This window comes from Microbacterium sp. NPDC058062 (assembly GCF_042885375.1).
Classification (GTDB): Bacteria; Actinomycetota; Actinomycetes; order Actinomycetales; family Microbacteriaceae; genus Microbacterium; species Microbacterium trichothecenolyticum_C.
The window spans coordinates 692648-710413 of sequence record NZ_JBHVSC010000001.1; the positions used below are offsets into that span (position 1 = coordinate 692648).

Annotated in this window: 18 protein-coding genes; 14 read left to right on the plus strand and 4 right to left on the minus strand. The window is 69.6% G+C overall.

Annotation, left to right across the window (positions count from 1 at the left end; genetic code table 11):
• Nucleotides 1–29 precede the first annotated feature (29 nt).
• The 14 genes from ACFVSU_RS03020 (at nt 30) to ACFVSU_RS03085 (ending at nt 15274) form a co-directional block, all read left to right on the plus strand.
• A complete protein-coding gene (locus ACFVSU_RS03020; RefSeq protein WP_045302883.1) occupies nt 30–293 on the plus strand; it encodes a phosphoribosyl-ATP diphosphatase in 264 nt (87 codons plus the stop codon).
• A gap of 43 nt (nt 294–336) precedes the next feature.
• Nucleotides 337–1179: an ATP phosphoribosyltransferase gene (hisG, locus tag ACFVSU_RS03025; RefSeq protein ID WP_387137816.1), complete on the plus strand. Its 843-nt coding sequence runs from the start codon at nt 337–339 to the stop codon at nt 1177–1179.
• Nucleotides 1179–1967, plus strand: coding sequence for an imidazole glycerol phosphate synthase subunit HisF (hisF, locus tag ACFVSU_RS03030; protein WP_387137819.1), 789 nt, complete (start codon nt 1179–1181; stop codon nt 1965–1967). The genes hisG and hisF overlap by 1 nt, the downstream gene beginning before the upstream one ends.
• Nucleotides 1964–2329, plus strand: coding sequence for a phosphoribosyl-AMP cyclohydrolase (gene hisI, locus ACFVSU_RS03035; RefSeq protein ID WP_387137822.1), 366 nt, complete (start codon nt 1964–1966; stop codon nt 2327–2329). The genes hisF and hisI overlap by 4 nt, the downstream gene beginning before the upstream one ends.
• Nucleotides 2326–2961 carry a Trp biosynthesis-associated membrane protein gene (locus tag ACFVSU_RS03040; protein WP_387137827.1) on the plus strand — a complete coding sequence of 212 codons (636 nt, stop codon included), beginning with the start codon at nt 2326–2328 and terminating at the stop codon, nt 2959–2961. The genes hisI and ACFVSU_RS03040 overlap by 4 nt, the downstream gene beginning before the upstream one ends.
• Nucleotides 2962–3007: 46 nt before the next feature.
• Nucleotides 3008–3238 carry a DUF6704 family protein gene (locus ACFVSU_RS03045; RefSeq protein WP_387137830.1) on the plus strand — a complete coding sequence of 77 codons (231 nt, stop codon included), beginning with the start codon at nt 3008–3010 and terminating at the stop codon, nt 3236–3238.
• Nucleotides 3239–3240: 2 nt separating this feature from the next.
• Complete coding sequence (gene trpC / locus ACFVSU_RS03050; protein ID WP_387137833.1) at nt 3241–4017, plus strand: indole-3-glycerol phosphate synthase TrpC; 777 nt, start codon at nt 3241–3243, stop codon at nt 4015–4017.
• Nucleotides 4014–5339, plus strand: a complete 1326-nt coding sequence (trpB, locus tag ACFVSU_RS03055) for a tryptophan synthase subunit beta (protein WP_387137836.1) — start codon at nt 4014–4016, stop codon at nt 5337–5339. The genes trpC and trpB overlap by 4 nt, the downstream gene beginning before the upstream one ends.
• On the plus strand, nt 5336–6130 hold the full coding sequence (gene trpA / locus ACFVSU_RS03060) for a tryptophan synthase subunit alpha (protein WP_387137839.1): 795 nt from the start codon (nt 5336–5338) through the stop codon (nt 6128–6130). The genes trpB and trpA overlap by 4 nt, the downstream gene beginning before the upstream one ends.
• A gap of 65 nt (nt 6131–6195) precedes the next feature.
• On the plus strand, nt 6196–7167 hold the full coding sequence (gene lgt, locus ACFVSU_RS03065) for a prolipoprotein diacylglyceryl transferase (RefSeq protein ID WP_387137842.1): 972 nt from the start codon (nt 6196–6198) through the stop codon (nt 7165–7167).
• A gap of 75 nt (nt 7168–7242) precedes the next feature.
• A complete protein-coding gene (gene gltB / locus ACFVSU_RS03070) occupies nt 7243–11850 on the plus strand; it encodes a glutamate synthase large subunit (RefSeq protein ID WP_387137845.1) in 4608 nt (1535 codons plus the stop codon).
• On the plus strand, nt 11843–13309 hold the full coding sequence (locus ACFVSU_RS03075) for a glutamate synthase subunit beta (RefSeq protein ID WP_310290722.1): 1467 nt from the start codon (nt 11843–11845) through the stop codon (nt 13307–13309). The genes gltB and ACFVSU_RS03075 overlap by 8 nt, the downstream gene beginning before the upstream one ends.
• Nucleotides 13310–13357: 48 nt before the next feature.
• Nucleotides 13358–14806: a pyruvate kinase gene (gene pyk, locus ACFVSU_RS03080; protein ID WP_056367250.1), complete on the plus strand. Its 1449-nt coding sequence runs from the start codon at nt 13358–13360 to the stop codon at nt 14804–14806.
• Between the two features lie 78 nt (nt 14807–14884).
• Nucleotides 14885–15274, plus strand: coding sequence for an SHOCT domain-containing protein (locus ACFVSU_RS03085; protein WP_375872181.1), 390 nt, complete (start codon nt 14885–14887; stop codon nt 15272–15274).
• Nucleotides 15275–15349: 75 nt separating this feature from the next.
• Here the strand turns inward: ACFVSU_RS03085 and ACFVSU_RS03090 are convergent, their stop codons facing one another.
• The 4 genes from ACFVSU_RS03090 to ACFVSU_RS03105 are packed head-to-tail and all read right to left on the minus strand — an operon-like array spanning nt 15350 to nt 17623.
• Nucleotides 15350–16117, minus strand: a complete 768-nt coding sequence (locus ACFVSU_RS03090) for an ABC transporter permease (RefSeq protein ID WP_056367249.1) — start codon at nt 16115–16117, stop codon at nt 15350–15352.
• The gene (locus ACFVSU_RS03095; RefSeq protein WP_387137852.1) at nt 16114–16896 is read right to left on the minus strand and encodes an ABC transporter ATP-binding protein; all 783 of its coding nucleotides are present in this window, start codon (nt 16894–16896) and stop codon (nt 16114–16116) included. Before ACFVSU_RS03095 ends, ACFVSU_RS03090 begins: the two co-directional genes overlap by 4 nt.
• The gene (locus ACFVSU_RS03100) at nt 16893–17261 is read right to left on the minus strand and encodes a DUF1048 domain-containing protein (protein WP_387137855.1); all 369 of its coding nucleotides are present in this window, start codon (nt 17259–17261) and stop codon (nt 16893–16895) included. The genes ACFVSU_RS03095 and ACFVSU_RS03100 overlap by 4 nt, the downstream gene beginning before the upstream one ends.
• Before the next feature lie 2 nt (nt 17262–17263).
• Nucleotides 17264–17623, minus strand: a complete 360-nt coding sequence (locus ACFVSU_RS03105) for a PadR family transcriptional regulator (RefSeq protein WP_056367246.1) — start codon at nt 17621–17623, stop codon at nt 17264–17266.
• Nucleotides 17624–17766 lie beyond the last annotated feature (143 nt).

Here is a 17766-nt window from a genome sequence, read left to right on the forward strand (position 1 = left end):
GCATCCGCTCGGTTCGATACCCTGGCATGGTGAAGACGTTCGACACGCTGTACGCCGAGCTCGCCGCGAAAGCAGCTGAGCGCCCCGAGGGATCGGGAACCGTCGCACAGCTGGACGCGGGCGTCCACGCGATCGGCAAGAAGATCGTGGAGGAAGCCGCCGAGGTCTGGATGGCGGCCGAGTACGAATCGACGGATGCCGCAGCCGAGGAGATCTCGCAGCTGCTGTACCACCTGCAGGTGCTGATGCTCGCGAAGGGGCTGAGCCTCGAAGACGTCTACCGACATCTCTGAGCGCGCGTCCCCACCCGTCCTCGAACCCGAAAGCCCCGCTGCCATGCTGCGAATCGCCGTGCCGAACAAGGGCTCGCTCGCCGAGACCGCCTCTGAGATGCTCCACGAGGCGGGCTACATCGGTCGTCGCGACCCCAAGGACCTCCACGTCATCGACCCTCAGAACGAGGTCGAGTTCTTCTACCTCCGTCCGAAGGACATCGCCACGTACGTCGGCTCCGGCGCACTGGACGTCGGCATCACCGGCCGCGACCTGCTGCTCGACGCTCGTATGCCGGGCGCCCGCGAGGTCGAGGCCCTCGGCTTCGGCGACTCGACGTTCCGCTTCGCCGGGCCTCCCGGACGCTTCACATCCGTGCAGGACCTGCAGGGCGCGCGCGTCGCGACGGCGTATCCGGGCCTCGTCGACGCGTTCCTCGACGAGCACGGCGTCGCCGTCGACCTGGTGCCGCTCGACGGCGCCGTGGAGTCGGCCGTGCAGCTGGGAGTGGCGGATGCCGTCGCCGACGTCGTGTCGACCGGCACCACGCTGCGTCAGGCCGGCCTCGAGATCTTCGGCCCGGTGCTGCTGCAGTCCGAGGCCGTGCTGATCACCTCGCCGACCCAGGCGGAGGGCACCGACACGCTGCTGCGGCGCCTGCGCGGCGTCATGGTCGCCCGCCGCTACGTCATGGTCGACTACGACCTGCCCGCCGACCTCGTCGACGACGCGGTCAAGATCGCCCCCGGCATCGAGTCGCCGACGATCGCGCCGCTGCGCGACCCGGCGTGGGTGGCGGTGCGCGTGATGGTGGCCCGCAAGGGCGTCAACCAGGTCATGGACGCGCTGTACGCGATCGGCGCCCGCGCGATCCTCGTCACCGCGATCCACAACGCGAGACTCTGATGAGCCTGGTCTGCCGCGTCATCCCGTGTCTCGACGTCGCCGCAGGGCGTGTCGTCAAGGGAGTGAACTTCCAGAACCTGCGCGACATGGGAGACCCGGTCGAGCTCGCACGCGAGTACTTCCGCCAGGGCGCCGACGAGATCACCTTCCTCGACGTCACCGCGACGGTCGATGAGCGCTCCACGACGTACGACGTCGTGCGGCGCACCGCTGAAGAGGTCTTCATCCCGCTCACGGTGGGCGGGGGAGTCCGCTCCGCCGACGACGTCGCGCGCCTGCTGTCGGTCGGCGCCGACAAGATCGGCGTCAACTCCGCCGCGATCGCCCGTCCGCCGCTCCTCGACGAGATCGCCGACCGCTTCGGCGCCCAGGTGCTCGTGCTCTCCCTCGACGTCAAGCGCGCTTCGGCGGAGCTCAGCGACCGGATCCCGTCCGGCTTCGTCGTCACCACCCACGGCGGCCGCACCGAGACGACCCTCGACGCGCTCGAGTGGGCGCGCGAGGCGATCGAACGCGGTGCGGGGGAGCTCCTCGTGAACTCGATCGACGCCGACGGCACCAAGCAGGGCTTCGACCTCGAGCTCGTCTCCCTGATGCGCGAGGTGGCCAGCGTGCCCGTCATCGCGTCCGGCGGCGCCGGCCGCGCAGAGGACTTCGGCCCCGCCATCGAGGCGGGCGCGGACGCCGTGCTCGCAGCATCGGTCTTCCACTCCGGCCAGCTCACCGTCGGCGACGTGAAGGCCGCCATGCGCGCCGAGGGGATCGCGGTCCGGGAGGTGGCCGCATGACCGAGACGCTCGACGAGCGCATCGCGCGCGTGACCTTCAACGCCGACGGCCTGGTCGCCGCGGTCATCCAGCAGTGGGACTCCCGCGAGGTGCTCATGCTCGGATGGATGGATGCCGAGGCCCTCCGTCGCACGCTCACCGAGGGCCGCGTCACCTTCTGGTCGCGCTCCCGGCAGGAGTACTGGCGCAAGGGCGACACGTCCGGGCACATCCAGCTGGTCCGCGGAGCGAGCCTCGACTGCGACGGCGACACGGTCCTCGTCGAGGTGGAGCAGATCGGCGCAGCGTGCCACACCGGCACCCGCACGTGCTTCGACGGCCGCGACCTCGGCGCCGTACGCGGCCCGGAGCCGGACGCGTGATCCGCAGGGCGCGACTGCTCTCCGTCGTCGTGACGGTGCTGTGCGGGGCGCTGGGCGTGATCTCATCGACCCAGACGTGGCTGACGGTCGAGCTTCAGGACGCCGCCCACCACACGCTCGAGGTGGCCGGCGCCTCCGCCGTGCCGGTGCTGGCGCCGCTCAGCCTCGCCGTCCTCGCCCTGGGTGCCGCGCTGTCGATCGTCGGGCTGGTGCTGCGCTACGTCTTCGGCGCACTGGCGTTCTTCATCGGCGCCGTCCTCGCGTGGCTGACCGCCCGCGTCGTGTTCGAGCACCCCGTCTCCGCCGTCGCCTCCGTCGTCACCGAATCCACCGGCATCGCGGGGGAGACCTCGGTCGCGAAGCTCGTCGCATCGATCGACGCGACCGCCTGGCCCGCGGTGACGCTGGTCGTCTGGGTCGTGCTGATCGCGGCCGGCGTGTTCGTGCTCGCGACCGCGCACTCCTGGTCGCGCACCGGTCGCCGCTACCGCACGGACGAGGGCGCGAAGGCCGCTCCGGCCACCGGTTCCCCCGCGCGCGCCGGCGACGGCTCGCGCCCCCACGACACTGCCGGATCACGCGCCATCGACGACTGGGACGACCTGTCGCGTGGCGAGGATCCGACTGCCTGACCGCTAGACTGGCGGCATCCCGCCCAGGTTCCACGAGGAGATATCCATGAGCAACAACATCGGCGACCCCGGCCACGGACACTCGCCCGCAGCCTGGACGGCCGTCGTGATCATGCTCATCGCGGTCTCGATCGGCACCTTCTTCTTCTTCATGGACATGCCGATCTATGTGTGGGCGTCGGCAGGCCTCCTGGTCGTCGGTCTGCTCGTGGGCTGGATCATGAAGCGCGCCGGCTACGGCGTGGGCGGCTCCAAGGTCGCGGCGAAAGAGCACTGAGCATGCTCGCCGACCTCACGGCCGGCGCGGTGGAGGATGCGGAGGCACGCGCCTCTCTGCGTCCCCTGGCAGAGGTCGAGGCCGCAGCCCTCGCACAGCGTCCCGCTCTCGACGTCCTCGCCGCGCTCGCCCCTTCCGACCGCGTCAAGATCATCGCCGAGGTCAAGCGCGCGAGCCCGTCGCGCGGCGACCTCGCCGCCATCCCCGACCCGGCGCTCCAGGCCCGTCGCTACGAAGAGGGCGGCGCGTCGGCGATCTCCGTCCTCACCGAGGGCCGGAAGTTCAAGGGCAGCCTCGCCGACCTCGAGGCCGTGAAGGCCGCGGTAACGCTGCCGGTGCTGCGCAAGGACTTCATCGCGACCGAGTACCAGCTGCTGGAGGCCCGCGCGTCGGGCGCCGACCTGGCTCTCCTGATCGTCGCCGCGCTCGACCAGGACGTGCTGGCCCGCCTGTACGCGTTCACGCGTGAACTGGGCATGACGGCGCTCGTCGAGACGCACTCGGCCGAAGAGGTCGACCGCGCCGTGGACCTCGGGGCGCAGCTCATCGGCGTCAACGCCCGCGACCTGTCGACCTTCCAGCTCGACCGCGACCTCTTCGGCCGCCTCGCCGAGCGCATCCCGGCCGGGGCGATCAAGATCGCCGAATCGGCCGTGCTCGCGCCCGACGACGTCGCCCACTACCGCCGTGACGGCGCGGACGTGGTGCTGGTGGGCGAGGCCCTCGTCACCAACGATCCCGTATCCACCCTGCGTGCATTCCTGGAGGCAGGCGCATGAGTCTTCGTGAGGCACCCGGGCCGCTGTTCGGCGAGTTCGGCGGGCGGTACATGCCCGAGTCCCTCATCGCCGCGATCGACGAGCTGACGGCCGAGTACGAGGCGGCGAAGGCCGACCCGGCATTCCAGGCCGAGTTCGTGCGGCTGCTGAACTCGTACGCCGGCCGCCCGTCGCCGATCACCGAGGTCGCCCGTTTCGCCGAGCACGCCGGTGGCGCCCGCGTCTTCCTCAAGCGCGAGGACCTCAACCACACGGGCTCGCACAAGATCAACAACGTGCTCGGCCAGGCGCTGCTCACGAAGCGCCTCGGCAAGACGCGCGTCATCGCCGAGACGGGCGCGGGCCAGCACGGCGTGGCGACCGCGACGGCCGCGGCGCTCTTCGGCTTCGAGTGCACCATCTACATGGGCGAGGTCGACACCGAGCGCCAGGCGCTCAACGTCGCCCGCATGCGCCTGCTCGGTGCCGAGGTGATCCCCGTCAAGACCGGCTCGCGCACGCTCAAGGACGCGATAAACGACGCCTACCGCGACTGGGTCGCGAGCGTCGAGAACACGAACTACATCTTCGGCACGGCAGCGGGCCCGCACCCGTTCCCCGCGATGGTCCGCGACTTCCAGAAGGTCATCTCTGAGGAGGCCCGCGCGCAGCTCATCGAGGAGGCGGGGCGCCTGCCCGACGCCGTCCTCGCGTGCGTCGGCGGGGGTTCGAACGCCATCGGCATGTTCGACGCGTTCCTGGACGACGAGGGCGTCAAGCTCTACGGCGTCGAGGCCGCCGGCGACGGCGTCGACACGCCGCGTCACGCCGCGTCGATCGAACGCGGCCGCCCCGGCGTGCTGCACGGCGCGAAGACCTTCGTGCTGCAGGACGAGGACGGCCAGACGATCGAGTCGCACTCGATCTCGGCGGGTCTCGACTACCCGGGCGTCGGCCCGGAGCACGCGTGGCTCGCCTCGATCGGCCGCGCCGAGTACATCCCCGCGACCGACGACGAGGCGATGCAGGCGCTGCGCCTGCTCTCCGAGACGGAGGGCATCATCCCCGCGATCGAGTCGGCCCACGCCCTCGCCGGGGCGCTCCGCATCGGCCGCGGGCTCGGCCCCGATGCGATCCTCGCGGTGTGCCTCTCCGGCCGCGGCGACAAGGACATGGACACGGCCGCGCGCTACTTCGACCTGTACGACAAGGGAACGGTCCCCACGCCCCCTCCAGGCGCCGCTGACGCGTCGCCCGGAGCCTCCGGGCGCGTGGGCCCAGCCGCGGCCGCCGCCTCCGCGCCGCACGACGACGCCGCACACGGCGAGGGGGAGAAGCTGTGACCTCACGCGTCGCCGCGGCGATCGACGCCGCACGTGCCGAGGGACGCGGTGCCTTCGTCGGCTACCTGCCGCTCGGGTTCCCCGACCTCCAGACGAGCATCGACGCGGCGGTCGCGCTGGCCGAGAACGGCGCCGACATCCTCGAGCTCGGCCCGCCCTACTCCGACCCGGTGATGGACGGCACGGTCATCCAGGAGGCGACCCAGGCCGCCCTCGCCGGCGGCTTCCGCCTGCGCGACACGTTCACGGCGGTGCGCGAGATCACGCGCCGCGTCGACGTGCCCGTGCTCGTCATGACGTACTGGAACCCGGTGCTGCAGTACGGCGTCGACCGCTACGCCGACGACCTGCTCGCCGCCGGGGGAGCAGGACTCATCACGCCCGACATCACGCCGGAGGCGGCGCCGGAGTGGATCGCCGCGAGCGAGCGCACCGGCCTCGACCGGGTGTTCCTCGCCGCGCCGACCTCGACGGACGAGCGCCTCGAGCTCATCGCCAAGAACTCCACCGGCTTCGTCTACACCGTCTCGACCATGGGCATCACGGGGGAGCGCGCGCAGTTGGATGCTGCGGCCCGCACCCTCGTCGCGCGCCTCCGCGAGCACGGGGTCGAGCACGCGTGCGTCGGCATCGGCATCTCGAACGCCGAGCAGGTCGCCGGCGTGCTCGACTACGCCGACGGCGCGATCGTCGGCACGGCGCTCGTGCGTGCGCTGCGCGAGCGCGGCCTCGAGGGCCTCGCCGAGACGGCGCAGAGCCTCGCCGCAGGCACCGCCCGCGACGCGAACTAGACTTCTGAGGTCGGCGGCCACCGCCGCCACCCCCAGCACGGATCCAGCAAGGACACGGTTCTCCCATGATCAACGCCGCCGCGAGCGTCGTCGCCAGCATCCCGAGCCCGTCGATCAGCTACTTCGACATCGGCCCCCTGCGGATCCACATCTACGCGCTGTGCATCATCACGGGCATCATCGTCGCGGTGCTGTGGACCAACGCCCGCCTCACCAAGCGCGGCGCCGAGCCGTGGGTCGTCATCGACATCGCCCTGCTCGCCGTCCCGCTCGCGATCATCACGGCGCGCATCTACCACGTGCTCACGCACTGGAACTTCTACTTCGGCGAGGGCGCGAACCCCTGGTCGGCTCTCTTCATCTGGGAGGGCGGCATCGCCATCTACGGCGCGCTCATCGGCGGCGCCGTCGGTGCGTGGCTCGGCTGCCGGTGGACCGGCATCCGCTTCTGGACCTTCGCCGACGCGCTCGCCCCCGGGCTCCTCCTCGCACAGGCCATCGGCCGATTCGGCAACTGGTTCAACCAGGAGCTGTTCGGCCTGCCGACCGACGTGCCGTGGGGCCTCGAGATCGACTACCCGAACCCGGCGTGGCCGATCGGCCTGCCCGAGGGCACGCTCTTCCACCCGACGTTCCTCTACGAGGTCATCTGGAACACGCTCGGCGTGCTCTTCCTCGTGTGGGTCGGTCGCCGCTTCACGCTCCAGTGGGGACGCCTCTTCGGCCTGTACCTCGTCTGGTACAGCGCCGGCCGCATCGTGTGGGAGTCGATCCGGATCGACCCGAGCGACATCTTCCTGGGGCTGCGCACCAACGTCTGGGCGGCCATCTTCGGCGTCGTGATCGGTCTCGTGATCTTCTTCCTGCAGAAGCGCCGCCACCCCGGCCTCGAGCCGTCGCCCTATGTGTCCGGCCGCGAGTGGAAGGCCGGACAGGCTGTACAATCTCAGGAGACCGACGACTTCGTCGACGTCAGCGAACCCCCGACGTCCGAAGCCGAAGGGGTCAGCGCCACAAGCACTCCTGCCACCAAGTAACGCAGCTCTCCCCCCGAAGAGCGCGCCCAGGGCCGACGTCGTCCCATCTTGACTATCAACGTGAGGACGGTAGGTATGGCTTCGAGCCCCCGTTCCGTCGCCTCTGCGGAGGCGAACTTCCCCGCTGCGTCCGGCCGTGCCGGGTTCCCGCAGAAGCAGGGGATGTACAACCCTGCCTTCGAGAAGGACGCCTGCGGCCTGGCGATGGTGGCCACGCTCCGCGGTGAGGCCGGCCACGACATCATCGATCTGGCCCTGACCGCGCTGCGCAACCTCGAGCACCGGGGCGCCATCGGCTCCGACGCAGGCACCGGCGACGGCGCGGGCATCCTGACCCAGATGCCCGACGCGTTCCTGCGCGCGGTGGCCGGCTTCGAGCTGCCGCCTGTGGGCGAGTACGCCGCAGGCCTCGTCTTCCTGCCGCGCGACGCTGAGGCGCGCGCCACGCAGAAGAGCGGTATCGAGCGGATCGCCGCATCCGAGGGTCTGACGGTGCTCGGCTGGCGCGACGTCCCGACCTCCGACGAGAACCTGGGCAAGCTCGCCTTCGAGGCGCGCCCGGTCTTCGAGCAGCTCTTCATCTCGCGTCCCGCGACCGGCGACGCCGCGGCGCTGTCGGGCATCGCGCTCGACCGCCGCGCCTACCGCCTGCGGGCTCGGGCACGCACCGAGCTCGACGCGTACTTCGTCTCGCTGTCGTCGCGCACGCTCGGCTACAAGGGCATGGTCACGACGCTTCAGCTCGAGCCGTTCTACCCCGACCTGCAGGACGAGCGCTTCGCGTCCGAGCTCGCGGTGGTGCACTCGCGCTACTCGACCAACACCTTCCCGTCGTGGCCGCTCGCGCAGCCGCTGCGCATGCTCGCGCACAACGGCGAGATCAACACCGTCAACGGCAACCGCAACTGGATGCGCGCCCGTCAGTCGCAGCTCGAGTCCGAGCTGCTCGGCGACATCCAGCCGCTGCTGCCCATCTGCACCACCGGCGCGAGCGACTCGGCCTCGTTCGACGAGGTGCTCGAGCTCCTCACGCTGACCGGCCGGAGCCTGCCGCACGCCATCATGATGATGGTGCCCGAGGCCTACGAGAAGCAGGCCGACATCGACCCGAAGCTTCGGGCGTTCTACGAGTTCCACTCCATGCAGATGGAGCCGTGGGACGGCCCGGCCGCCCTCATCTTCACCGACGGCACGCTCGTCGGCGCGACGCTCGACCGCAACGGCCTGCGCCCCGGCCGCTGGACCGAGACGACCGACGGCCTCATCGTCATCGGCAGCGAGACCGGCGTGCTCGACTTCGAGCCCGAGCGGATCAAGCGTCGCGGGCGCCTGCGCCCCGGGCGCATGTTCCTCGTCGACACCGCCGAGCGCCGCATCATCGAGGACGACGAGATCAAGGCGCAGCTCGCCGACCAGGAGCCGTGGCAGGAGTGGCTCGACTCCGGCCGCGTCCGCCTCGCCGACCTGCCCGAGCGTGAGCACATCGTGCACCCGATCGCCTCGATCACGCGGCGTCAGCGCACCTTCGGCTACACGGAGGAAGAGGTCAAGATCCTCCTCACGCCGATGGGGCAGAACGGCGCCGAGCCGCTCGGCGCCATGGGCTCCGACACGCCCGTCGCGGTCCTGAGCGAGCGTCCGCGCCTGCTGTTCGACTACTTCACGCAGCAGTTCGCGCAGGTCACCAACCCGCCGCTGGACTCCATCCGCGAAGAGGTCGTCACCTCGCTCGGCCTGGGCCTCGGCCCTGAGCGCAACCTCCTCGAGTGGGGGCCCGAGCACACGCGCGTCGTGACGCTCGACTTCCCGGTGATCGACAACGACGAGCTCGCCAAGATCCAGCACATCGACACCGCGCTTCCCGGTCGCACGTCGGTCACGATCCGCGGCCTGTACCGCGTCGAGGCCGGCCACAAGGGCATGAAGAAGCGCCTCGAGCAGATGTGCCAGGAGGTCGACCAGGCCATCGAGGACGGCGCCGAGTTCATCGTGCTGTCGGACCGCGACTCCAACAAGGACCTGGCGCCGATCCCGTCGCTGCTCATGCTCGCGGCCGTGCACCACCACCTCATCCGCAAGCAGACCCGCATGAAGTGCGGTCTCGTGGTCGAGGCCGGCGACGTGCGCGAGGTGCACCACATCGCGACGCTCATCGGGTACGGGGCATCCGCCGTCAACCCGTACCTCGCGATGGAGACCGTCGAGTACCTGGTGCGCGCCGGCTTCATCACCGGCATCGCGCCGGAGAAGGCCGTCAAGAACCTGATCTACGCGCTCGGCAAGGGCGTGCTCAAGATCATGTCGAAGATGGGCATCTCGACGGTGTCGTCCTACGCGGGCGCCCAGGTGTTCGAGGCCGTCGGCCTGTCGCAGGACTTCGTCGACACGTACTTCACCGGCACCGAGTCCAAGCTCGGCGGCGTCGGACTCGACGTCATCGCCGCCGAGAACGCCGCCCGGCACGCGTACGCGTACCCGCAGGATGCTGCGGTCCGGGCGCACGAGCGGCTCTGGACGGGTGGCGAATACCAGTGGCGCCGCGACGGGTCGCCCCACCTGTTCAACCCCGACACGGTGTTCCGCCTGCAGCACTCGACGCGCACGCGCCGGTACGACATCTTCCGCGAGTACACGAAGCTCGTGGATGACCAGGCGAACGAGCTGAAGACGCTGCGCGGCCTGTTCGCGCTCAAGACCGAGGGTCGCACCCCGGTTCCGATCGACGAGGTCGAGTCGGTGGCGTCGATCGTCAAGCGCTTCTCGACGGGTGCGATGAGCTACGGCTCCATCTCCCGCGAGGCCCACGAGACGCTCGCGATCGCGATGAACCGCATCGGCGGCAAGTCGAACACCGGTGAGGGCGGCGAGGACGTGGACCGCCTCCTCGACCCCGAGCGTCGCAGCTCCATCAAGCAGGTCGCTTCGGGTCGCTTCGGCGTCACGAGCCTCTACCTGACCGAGTCCGACGACATCCAGATCAAGCTCGCCCAGGGCGCCAAGCCCGGCGAGGGCGGCCAGCTGCCGCCGACGAAGGTGTACCCGTGGGTCGCCCGGACGCGTCACGCGACCGCCGGCGTGGGCCTCATCTCGCCGCCGCCGCACCACGACATCTACTCGATCGAGGACCTCAAGCAGCTGATCTTCGACCTGAAGCGCGCCAACCCCGGCGCGCGGGTCCACGTGAAGCTCGTGAGCCAGTCGGGCATCGGAGCGGTCGCCGCCGGCACCGCTAAGGCCCTGGCCGACGTCATCCTGGTGTCGGGCCACGACGGCGGCACCGGTGCGAGCCCGCTGAACTCGCTCAAGCACGCGGGCACGCCGTGGGAGCTCGGCCTCGCCGAGACGCAGCAGACGCTCATGCTCAACGGCATGCGCGACCGCGTCGTCGTGCAGGTCGACGGCCAGCTCAAGACCGGCCGCGACGTCATCATCGGCGCGCTGCTGGGCGCGGAGGAGTTCGGCTTCGCCACGGCGCCGCTCGTCGTGTCGGGCTGCATCATGATGCGCGTCTGCCACCTCGACACCTGCCCCGTGGGCGTCGCGACGCAGAACCCCGTGCTGCGCGAGCGCTTCAACGGCAAGCCCGAGTTCGTCGTGAACTTCATGGAGTTCATCGCCGAAGAGGTGCGCGAGTACCTCGCGTCCCTCGGCCTCCGCTCGCTCGACGAGGCGATCGGCCGCAGCGACCTGCTCGACATCGACGGTGCGGTGAACCACTGGAAGGCGAACGGCCTGGACCTCGGTCCCGTGCTGGACGGCCCGGTCTTCGCCGACGACGAGCCGCGCCGCAACACGACCGCGCAACTGCACGAGCTCGACGAGCACTTCGACGTCGGCCTCATCGAGCGCGCCCAGGACGTCATCGCGAACGGCGGCGAGATCACGATCGACCTGCCGATCCGCAACACGGAGCGCGCGGTCGGCACGCTGCTCGGTCACCACGTGACCAAGGCGCGCGGCGAGAACGGGCTGCGCTCGGGAAGCATCGTCGTCAACCTCACGGGTTCGGCGGGGCAGTCGTTCGGCGCGTTCATGCCCGCGGGCATCACACTGCGTCTCGAGGGCGACTCCAACGACTACGTCGGCAAGGGGCTCTCGGGCGGTCAGATCGTCGTCCGTCCGCCGCGCGAAGCCACGTTCGACGCGTCCCAGAACGTCATCGCCGGCAACGTGATCGGCTACGGCGCGACGCTCGGGACGATGTTCCTGCGCGGTGTCGTGGGCGAGCGCTTCTTCGTCCGCAACTCGGGCGCCACCGCGGTGGTCGAGGGCGTGGGCGACCACGCGCTCGAGTACATGACCGGCGGTCTCGCGGTCATCCTCGGCGCGACCGGACGCAACCTCGGCGCCGGCATGTCCGGCGGCACCGCGTACGTGTACAAGCTCGACCGCAAGCTCGTGAACCGCGAGGCGCTGGCCGCCGGCGAGCTCGAGCTCGGCGAGCTCGGCTCCGGCGACGCCGAGATCCTCCGCGACCTGCTCGAGCAGCACGTCGCCGAGACCGAATCGACCCTCGCCCAGGCTCTCCTCGACGACTTCGAGGCCGAGCTGGCGAACTTCGTCCGGGTCCTGCCGCGCGACTACGCCGCGGTGCTGCAGACCCGCCAGGAGGCCGTCGCCGAGGGGCTCGACCCCGACGGCGACGTCGTCTGGAACCGCATCCTGGAGGTGACGGGTGGCTGACCCGAAGGGCTTTCTGAAGGTCACCGAGCGCGAGCTGCCCACGCGGCGGCCGGTGCCGGTGCGCATCATGGACTGGAAAGAGGTCTATGAGCCGGGCGACTCGGCGGTGCTGCGCCGGCAGGCCGGACGCTGCATGGACTGCGGCGTGCCGTTCTGCCACAAGGGCTGCCCGCTCGGCAACCTCATCCCCGAGTGGAACGACCTGACGTGGCGCGGCGAAGGCCGCGCCGCCAGTGAGCGTCTACACGCGACGAACAACTTCCCGGAGTTCACCGGGCGGCTGTGCCCCGCTCCCTGCGAGAGCTCCTGCGTCCTCGGCATCAACCAGCCGGCCGTGACGATCAAGCAGGTGGAGGTCTCGATCGTCGACGAGGCGTTCGCGAACGGCTGGATCGAGCCGGAGCCCCCGGGGCGCCTCACCGGCAAGACGGTCGCCGTCGTCGGGTCGGGCCCTGCCGGGCTCGCGGCCGCGCAGCAGCTGACGCGGGCCGGCCACACCGTCGCGGTGTTCGAGCGGGATGACCGCATCGGCGGCCTCCTGCGCTACGGCATCCCCGACTTCAAGATGGAGAAGAAGCACCTCGAGTCGCGTCTTCGCCAGATGCAGGACGAGGGGACCCGCTTCCGCGCGGGCGTCGAGATCGGCAAGGACATCACGTGGGCCGACCTGCGTGCCCGTTACGACGCGGTCGTCATCGCCACCGGCGCGACGGTGCCGCGCGAGCTCGCGATCCCCGGACGCGACCTGGCCGGCGTGCACTTCGCGATGGAGTACCTCGTCGAGTCGAACAAGGCCGTCGCGGGTGATGCGGTCGCCAACCAGATCACGGCCGAAGGCAAGCACGTCGTCGTCATCGGCGGCGGCGACACCGGCGCAGACTGCATCGGCACGGCGCACCGTCACGGCGCGCTGAGCGTGACGAACCTCGCGATCGGCCGCCGCCCTCCGGGCGAGCGTCCCGAGCACCAGCCGTGGCCGATGGACCCGCTCGTGTTCGAGGTGCAGTCCGCCCACGAAGAGGGCGGCGAGCGTGCCTTCCTTGCCTCGACCGTCGAGTTCCTCGCGAACGGCGCCGGCGAGGTGCGGGCCCTCCGTGTCGCCGAGACCGAGTTCGTCGACGGCCGCCGTGTGCCCAAGAGCGGCACCGAGCGCGAGATCCCCGCCGACCTCGTGCTGATCGCGATGGGCTTCACCGGCCCCGAGCGCGCCCTCCTCGAGGACCAGCTCGGCGCCCGCTTCACCGAGCGGGGCAACGTGCGCCGCGAGGACGACTACCAGACGACCGCCCCGGGCGTGTTCGTGGCCGGCGACGCCGGCCGCGGCCAGTCGCTCATCGTGTGGGCGATCGCCGAGGGACGCGCCGCCGCAGCCAGCGTCGACCGCTTCCTCATGGGGGAGACGGAGCTGCCTGCTCCGGTCCGCCCGACCGATGTCGCCATCGGCCTGCAGCCCGCGTAGGCTGGCCGAGGCACTCGCCACCTTCAACCCACCCGGAGAAAACCACGGATGAGACGCGCCAAGATCGTCGCCACCCTTGGGCCCGCCACGTCGTCGTATGAGATGGTCCGCGCGATCATCGATGCCGGCGTCGACGTCGCCCGCTTCAATCTGAGCCACGGGGACTACTCGGTCCACGACAACAACTTCGCCAATGTGCGCAAGGCCGCCGACGACGCCGGACGGGCGGTCGCGATCCTCGTCGACCTCCAGGGTCCGAAGATCCGCCTCGGCAAGTTCGAGAACGGACCGCACGAGCTGGCGGTCGGCGACATCTTCAAGATCACCACCGAAGACATCCTCGGCACCAAGGAGATCGTCGGCACGACGTTCAAGGGTCTCCCGAACGACGTCAAGCCCGGTGACTTCCTCCTCATCGACGACGGCAAGGTCCGCGTCGAGGTCGTCGAGACCGACGGCACCGTCGTCACCACCAAGGTGATCGTCGCGGGCCCGGTCTCGAACAACAAGGGCATCAACCTGCCCGGCGTCGCGGTCAACGTCCCCGCGCTGTCCGAGAAGGACGAGGCCGACCTCCGCTGGGGTCTGCGCGCCGGCGCCGACATCATCGCCCTGTCGTTCGTACGCGACGCGAAGGACGTCCAGCGCGTCCACGTGATCATGGCCGAGGAGGGGCGCCACGTGCCCGTCATCGCCAAGATCGAGAAGCCGCAGGCCGTCGACAACCTCGAGGAGATCATCGACGCGTTCGACGGCATCATGGTCGCCCGCGGCGACCTCGGCGTCGAGCTGCCCCTCGAGGCCGTGCCGATCGTGCAGAAGCGCGCGGTCGAGCTCTGCCGTCGTATGGCCAAGCCGGTCATCGTCGCGACGCAGATGCTCGAGTCGATGATCGAGAATCCGGTCCCGACCCGCGCCGAGACGAGCGACGTCGCCAACGCCGTCCTCGACGGCGCGGATGCGGTCATGCTCTCGGGCGAGACCAGCGTCGGCAAGTACCCCGTCGTGGTGGTCGAGACCATGGCGCGCATCGTCGACTCGACCGAGGAGCACGGCCTGGACCGCATCCAGCCGCTCACGACGAAGCCCCGTACGCAGGGTGGTGCGATCACGCTCGCGGCCATGGAGGTCGCCGAGTTCGTCGACGCGAAGTTCCTCTGCATCTTCACCGAGTCGGGCGACACCGCGCGCCGCATGTCGCGTCTGCGTCCCCGCATCCCCATGATCGGGTTCGCGCCCGAGCCGGCGATCCGGCGTCGGATGGCACTGACGTGGGGTGTGCAGTCGACCCTGGTCGAGCACGTCGCGCACACCGACCTGATGTTCATCCAGGTCGACGACTACCTGCTGTCGAACGACCTCGCGAAGGTCGGCGACAAGGTCGTCGTGATCTCGGGGTCCCCTCCCGGGATCATCGGCTCCACCAACGACATCCGCATCCACAAGGTGGGCGACGCGGTGCACGGCAAGGCGCCGATCTACAAGACACGGGACTGACATCTCCCTCGTCCGTACGGCTGCGACCACTACTGTGGTCGCAGCCGTACGGCTTTTCTCGAGAAAGGTGTGACGCCGATGTTCTTCGGTGACTTCTGGTGGTTCCTGCTGTGGAGCTTCTACTTCATCGCGTACCTGTACGTGGTGATCGTGATCATCACGGACCTGTTCCGCGACGACGCCCTCAACGGCTGGCTCAAGGCGCTGTGGATCATCGCCCTCGTCTTCGTGCCGTTCCTGACCGCGCTGATCTACATCATCGCCCGAGGCAAGGGCATGGCCGCGCGTGCGCAGTCCGCACGCGGGGGAGTGGTGGCCGAGTCCGACGACTACCGTCCCTCCGCCTCGTCGAGTCCCGCAGAGGACATCGCACAGGCGAAGGCGCTGCTCGACGCCGGCGCGATCTCGCAGGGCGAGTTCGACGCCCTGAAGAGCAAGGCGCTCGGCAACCAGTACTTCGGCGCGTAACCGGCGCGAACAGCGGAAGAGCGGATGCCTCGAGTTCGAGGCATCCGCTCTTCCCTTTGTGACGGCCTTCCGGCGTCAGCTGATCTTCTTGCGGTAGATCGCCATCGACGCGATGTACGCGACGACGAGGATGCCGACCAGCCAGGCCATCGCGACCCAGATGTCGGTGCCGACCGGCTCGCCGGCGAACAGCGCCCGCATCGAGTCGACGATCGACGTGACCGGCTGGTTCTCGGCGAACCACTGCACCGGGCCCGGCATGCTCTCGGTCGGGACGAACGCCGAGCTGATGAACGGCAGGAAGATGAGGGGGTACGAGAACGCGCTCGCGCCGTCCACCGTCTTCGCCGTCAGGCCCGGGATCACCGCGAGCCACGTGAGCGCCAGCGTGAACAGCACCAGCATGCCGATCACGCCCATCCAGGCGCCGAAGCTCGCGCCGGTGCGGAACCCCATCAGCAATGCCACGCCGATGACGAGGGCGAGCGAGACGAGGATCGAGACGAGCGACGTCAGCACGTGCGCCCACAGGACCCCCGACCGTGCGATCGGCAGCGACTGGAACCGCTCGAAGATGCCGCTCTGCATGTCCAGGAACAGCCGGTACGCCGTGTAGGCGATGCCCGACGCGATCGTGATCAGCAGGATGCCGGGGAGCATGTAGTCGATGTACGACCCCTTCGCCCCGCCGGTGTCGATCGCCCCGCTGAAGACGTAGACGAACAGCAGCATCAGCGCGATCGGGGTGACTGCGGTGGTGATGATCGTGTCGGGGCTGCGCAGGATGTGCCGCAGCGAGCGGCTGGTGAGAACGGCGGTGTCGCCGATGACGTGCGTGGTCATGACTCCTCCTTCGCGGATACGGTGTCGTCTTCGCCGGTGAGGGCGAAGAAGACGTCTTCCAGGCTCGGCTGCTTCTCGACGTACTCCACTTCGGCGGGCGGCAGGAGCTGCTTGAGCTCGGCCAGCGTGCCGTTGACGATGATGCGGCCCTTGTGGAGGATCGCGATGCGGTCGGCGAGCTGCTCGGCCTCTTCGAGGTACTGCGTGGTCAGCAGCACGGTCGTGCCGCCCCGCGCCAGCTCCCGCACCGCATCCCAGACCTCCAGGCGCGCCGCCGGGTCGAGACCTGTCGTCGGCTCGTCGAGGAAGATCACGGGCGGGTCGCCGATGAGGCTCATCGCGATGTCGAGCCGGCGGCGCATGCCGCCCGAGTAAGTCGACACCTTGCGGGAGCCGGCCTCCGTCAGCGAGAAGCGGTCGAGCAGGCCGTCCGCGATCGCACCGGGGTCGGGGAGGTGACGGAGCTGCGCGATGAGCACGAGGTTTTCGCGGCCGCTCAGCACCTCGTCGACCGCGGCGAACTGCCCGGTGAGGCTGATCGTCTCGCGCACCTTCTGAGCCTGGGCGGAGACGTCGAACCCGGCGATGGCGGCGGTGCCGGCATCGGCCTTGAGCAGCGTCGACAGGATGCGGACGACCGTGGTCTTGCCCGCACCGTTCGAGCCGAGCAGCGCGAAGATGCTGCCCCGCGCCACGTCGAAGTCGACGCCCTTGAGCACATGCAGGTCCTTGTAGGACTTCTCGAGCCCCTGGACCCGGATGGCGGTGTCGGTGGTCATTTCTGGTCTCCTCGTTCTGCGTCGTCGATCGCCTTGTTGAGGCGTGCGCGCTCCTTGTCGATCCACTGCTTGCCGGCGTAGGCGGCGGTGAACTCCTCGGCGAACGCCGACGCGTCCTCGCCGACGATGTCGCGGACGGGCGTGCCGTCGGCGGCCGCGCGCTCCCAGAGGTCGGCGGAGTCGCCGAGCATCTGCATCATCGTGACGCCGTCGGTCATGCCGCCGACGGTCATGAAGTACCGGTCCAGCGCCTTGGCGGCGCCGCGGTAGGGCTCGGGCAGCGCCTCGATGCGCGCCTTGTACTGGCGGTACTGCTTCTTCTGCTCGAGCGAGCCGGTGACGACTTCGTACCACTTGGCGGCCATGATCAGTCCTCTTCCTGGGGGTTGGCGTTGCTGTCTGCGTGTTCGCGGTGGAGCTGTTCGATGCGTTCTGCGAGGAAGCTCCAGGTCCTCCAGAACTCCGCGAGCTGCTCGCGGCCCTGCGCGTTGAGGGAGTACACCTTGCGCGGCGGTCCCTTCTCCGACGGGACCTTCTCGACGTCGACGAGGCCGCGCTGCTCGACCCTGACCAGCAGGGCGTAGACGGTGCCCTCGGCGATGTCGGAGAAGCCCTGGTCCCGCAGCCACGAGGTGATCTCGTACCCGTAGGCGGGGCGTCCGGAGAGGATCGCGAGCACGATGCCCTCCAGCGTGCCCTTGAGCATCTCGGTCTCCTGCTTGCCCATCGCGCACCTCCTTCTGACTACTCAGTGTTGTTGACTACTGGTAGACAGTAACACTAGGTACCGGTACTTAGCAACACCGATTAGTAGATCATTCGAACCCGCGGGTGTAATGTCCATCCGTCGCCAACGGAGGCGGCAGTGAG

Coding starts and splice junctions, on each gene's coding strand:
- lgt (WP_387137842.1), top strand. CDS start 6,196: ATGATCAACGCCGCCGCGAGCGTCGTCGCCAGCATCCCGAGCCCGTCG.
- hisF (WP_387137819.1), top strand. CDS start 1,179: ATGAGCCTGGTCTGCCGCGTCATCCCGTGTCTCGACGTCGCCGCAGGG.
- trpC (WP_387137833.1), top strand. CDS start 3,241: ATGCTCGCCGACCTCACGGCCGGCGCGGTGGAGGATGCGGAGGCACGC.
- ACFVSU_RS03095 (WP_387137852.1), bottom strand. CDS start 16,896: ATGACCACCGACACCGCCATCCGGGTCCAGGGGCTCGAGAAGTCCTAC.
- trpB (WP_387137836.1), top strand. CDS start 4,014: ATGAGTCTTCGTGAGGCACCCGGGCCGCTGTTCGGCGAGTTCGGCGGG.
- gltB (WP_387137845.1), top strand. CDS start 7,243: ATGGCTTCGAGCCCCCGTTCCGTCGCCTCTGCGGAGGCGAACTTCCCC.
- ACFVSU_RS03105 (WP_056367246.1), bottom strand. CDS start 17,623: ATGGGCAAGCAGGAGACCGAGATGCTCAAGGGCACGCTGGAGGGCATC.
- ACFVSU_RS03045 (WP_387137830.1), top strand. CDS start 3,008: ATGAGCAACAACATCGGCGACCCCGGCCACGGACACTCGCCCGCAGCC.
- ACFVSU_RS03085 (WP_375872181.1), top strand. CDS start 14,885: ATGTTCTTCGGTGACTTCTGGTGGTTCCTGCTGTGGAGCTTCTACTTC.
- ACFVSU_RS03090 (WP_056367249.1), bottom strand. CDS start 16,117: ATGACCACGCACGTCATCGGCGACACCGCCGTTCTCACCAGCCGCTCG.
- hisI (WP_387137822.1), top strand. CDS start 1,964: ATGACCGAGACGCTCGACGAGCGCATCGCGCGCGTGACCTTCAACGCC.
- ACFVSU_RS03100 (WP_387137855.1), bottom strand. CDS start 17,261: ATGGCCGCCAAGTGGTACGAAGTCGTCACCGGCTCGCTCGAGCAGAAG.
- pyk (WP_056367250.1), top strand. CDS start 13,358: ATGAGACGCGCCAAGATCGTCGCCACCCTTGGGCCCGCCACGTCGTCG.
- hisG (WP_387137816.1), top strand. CDS start 337: ATGCTGCGAATCGCCGTGCCGAACAAGGGCTCGCTCGCCGAGACCGCC.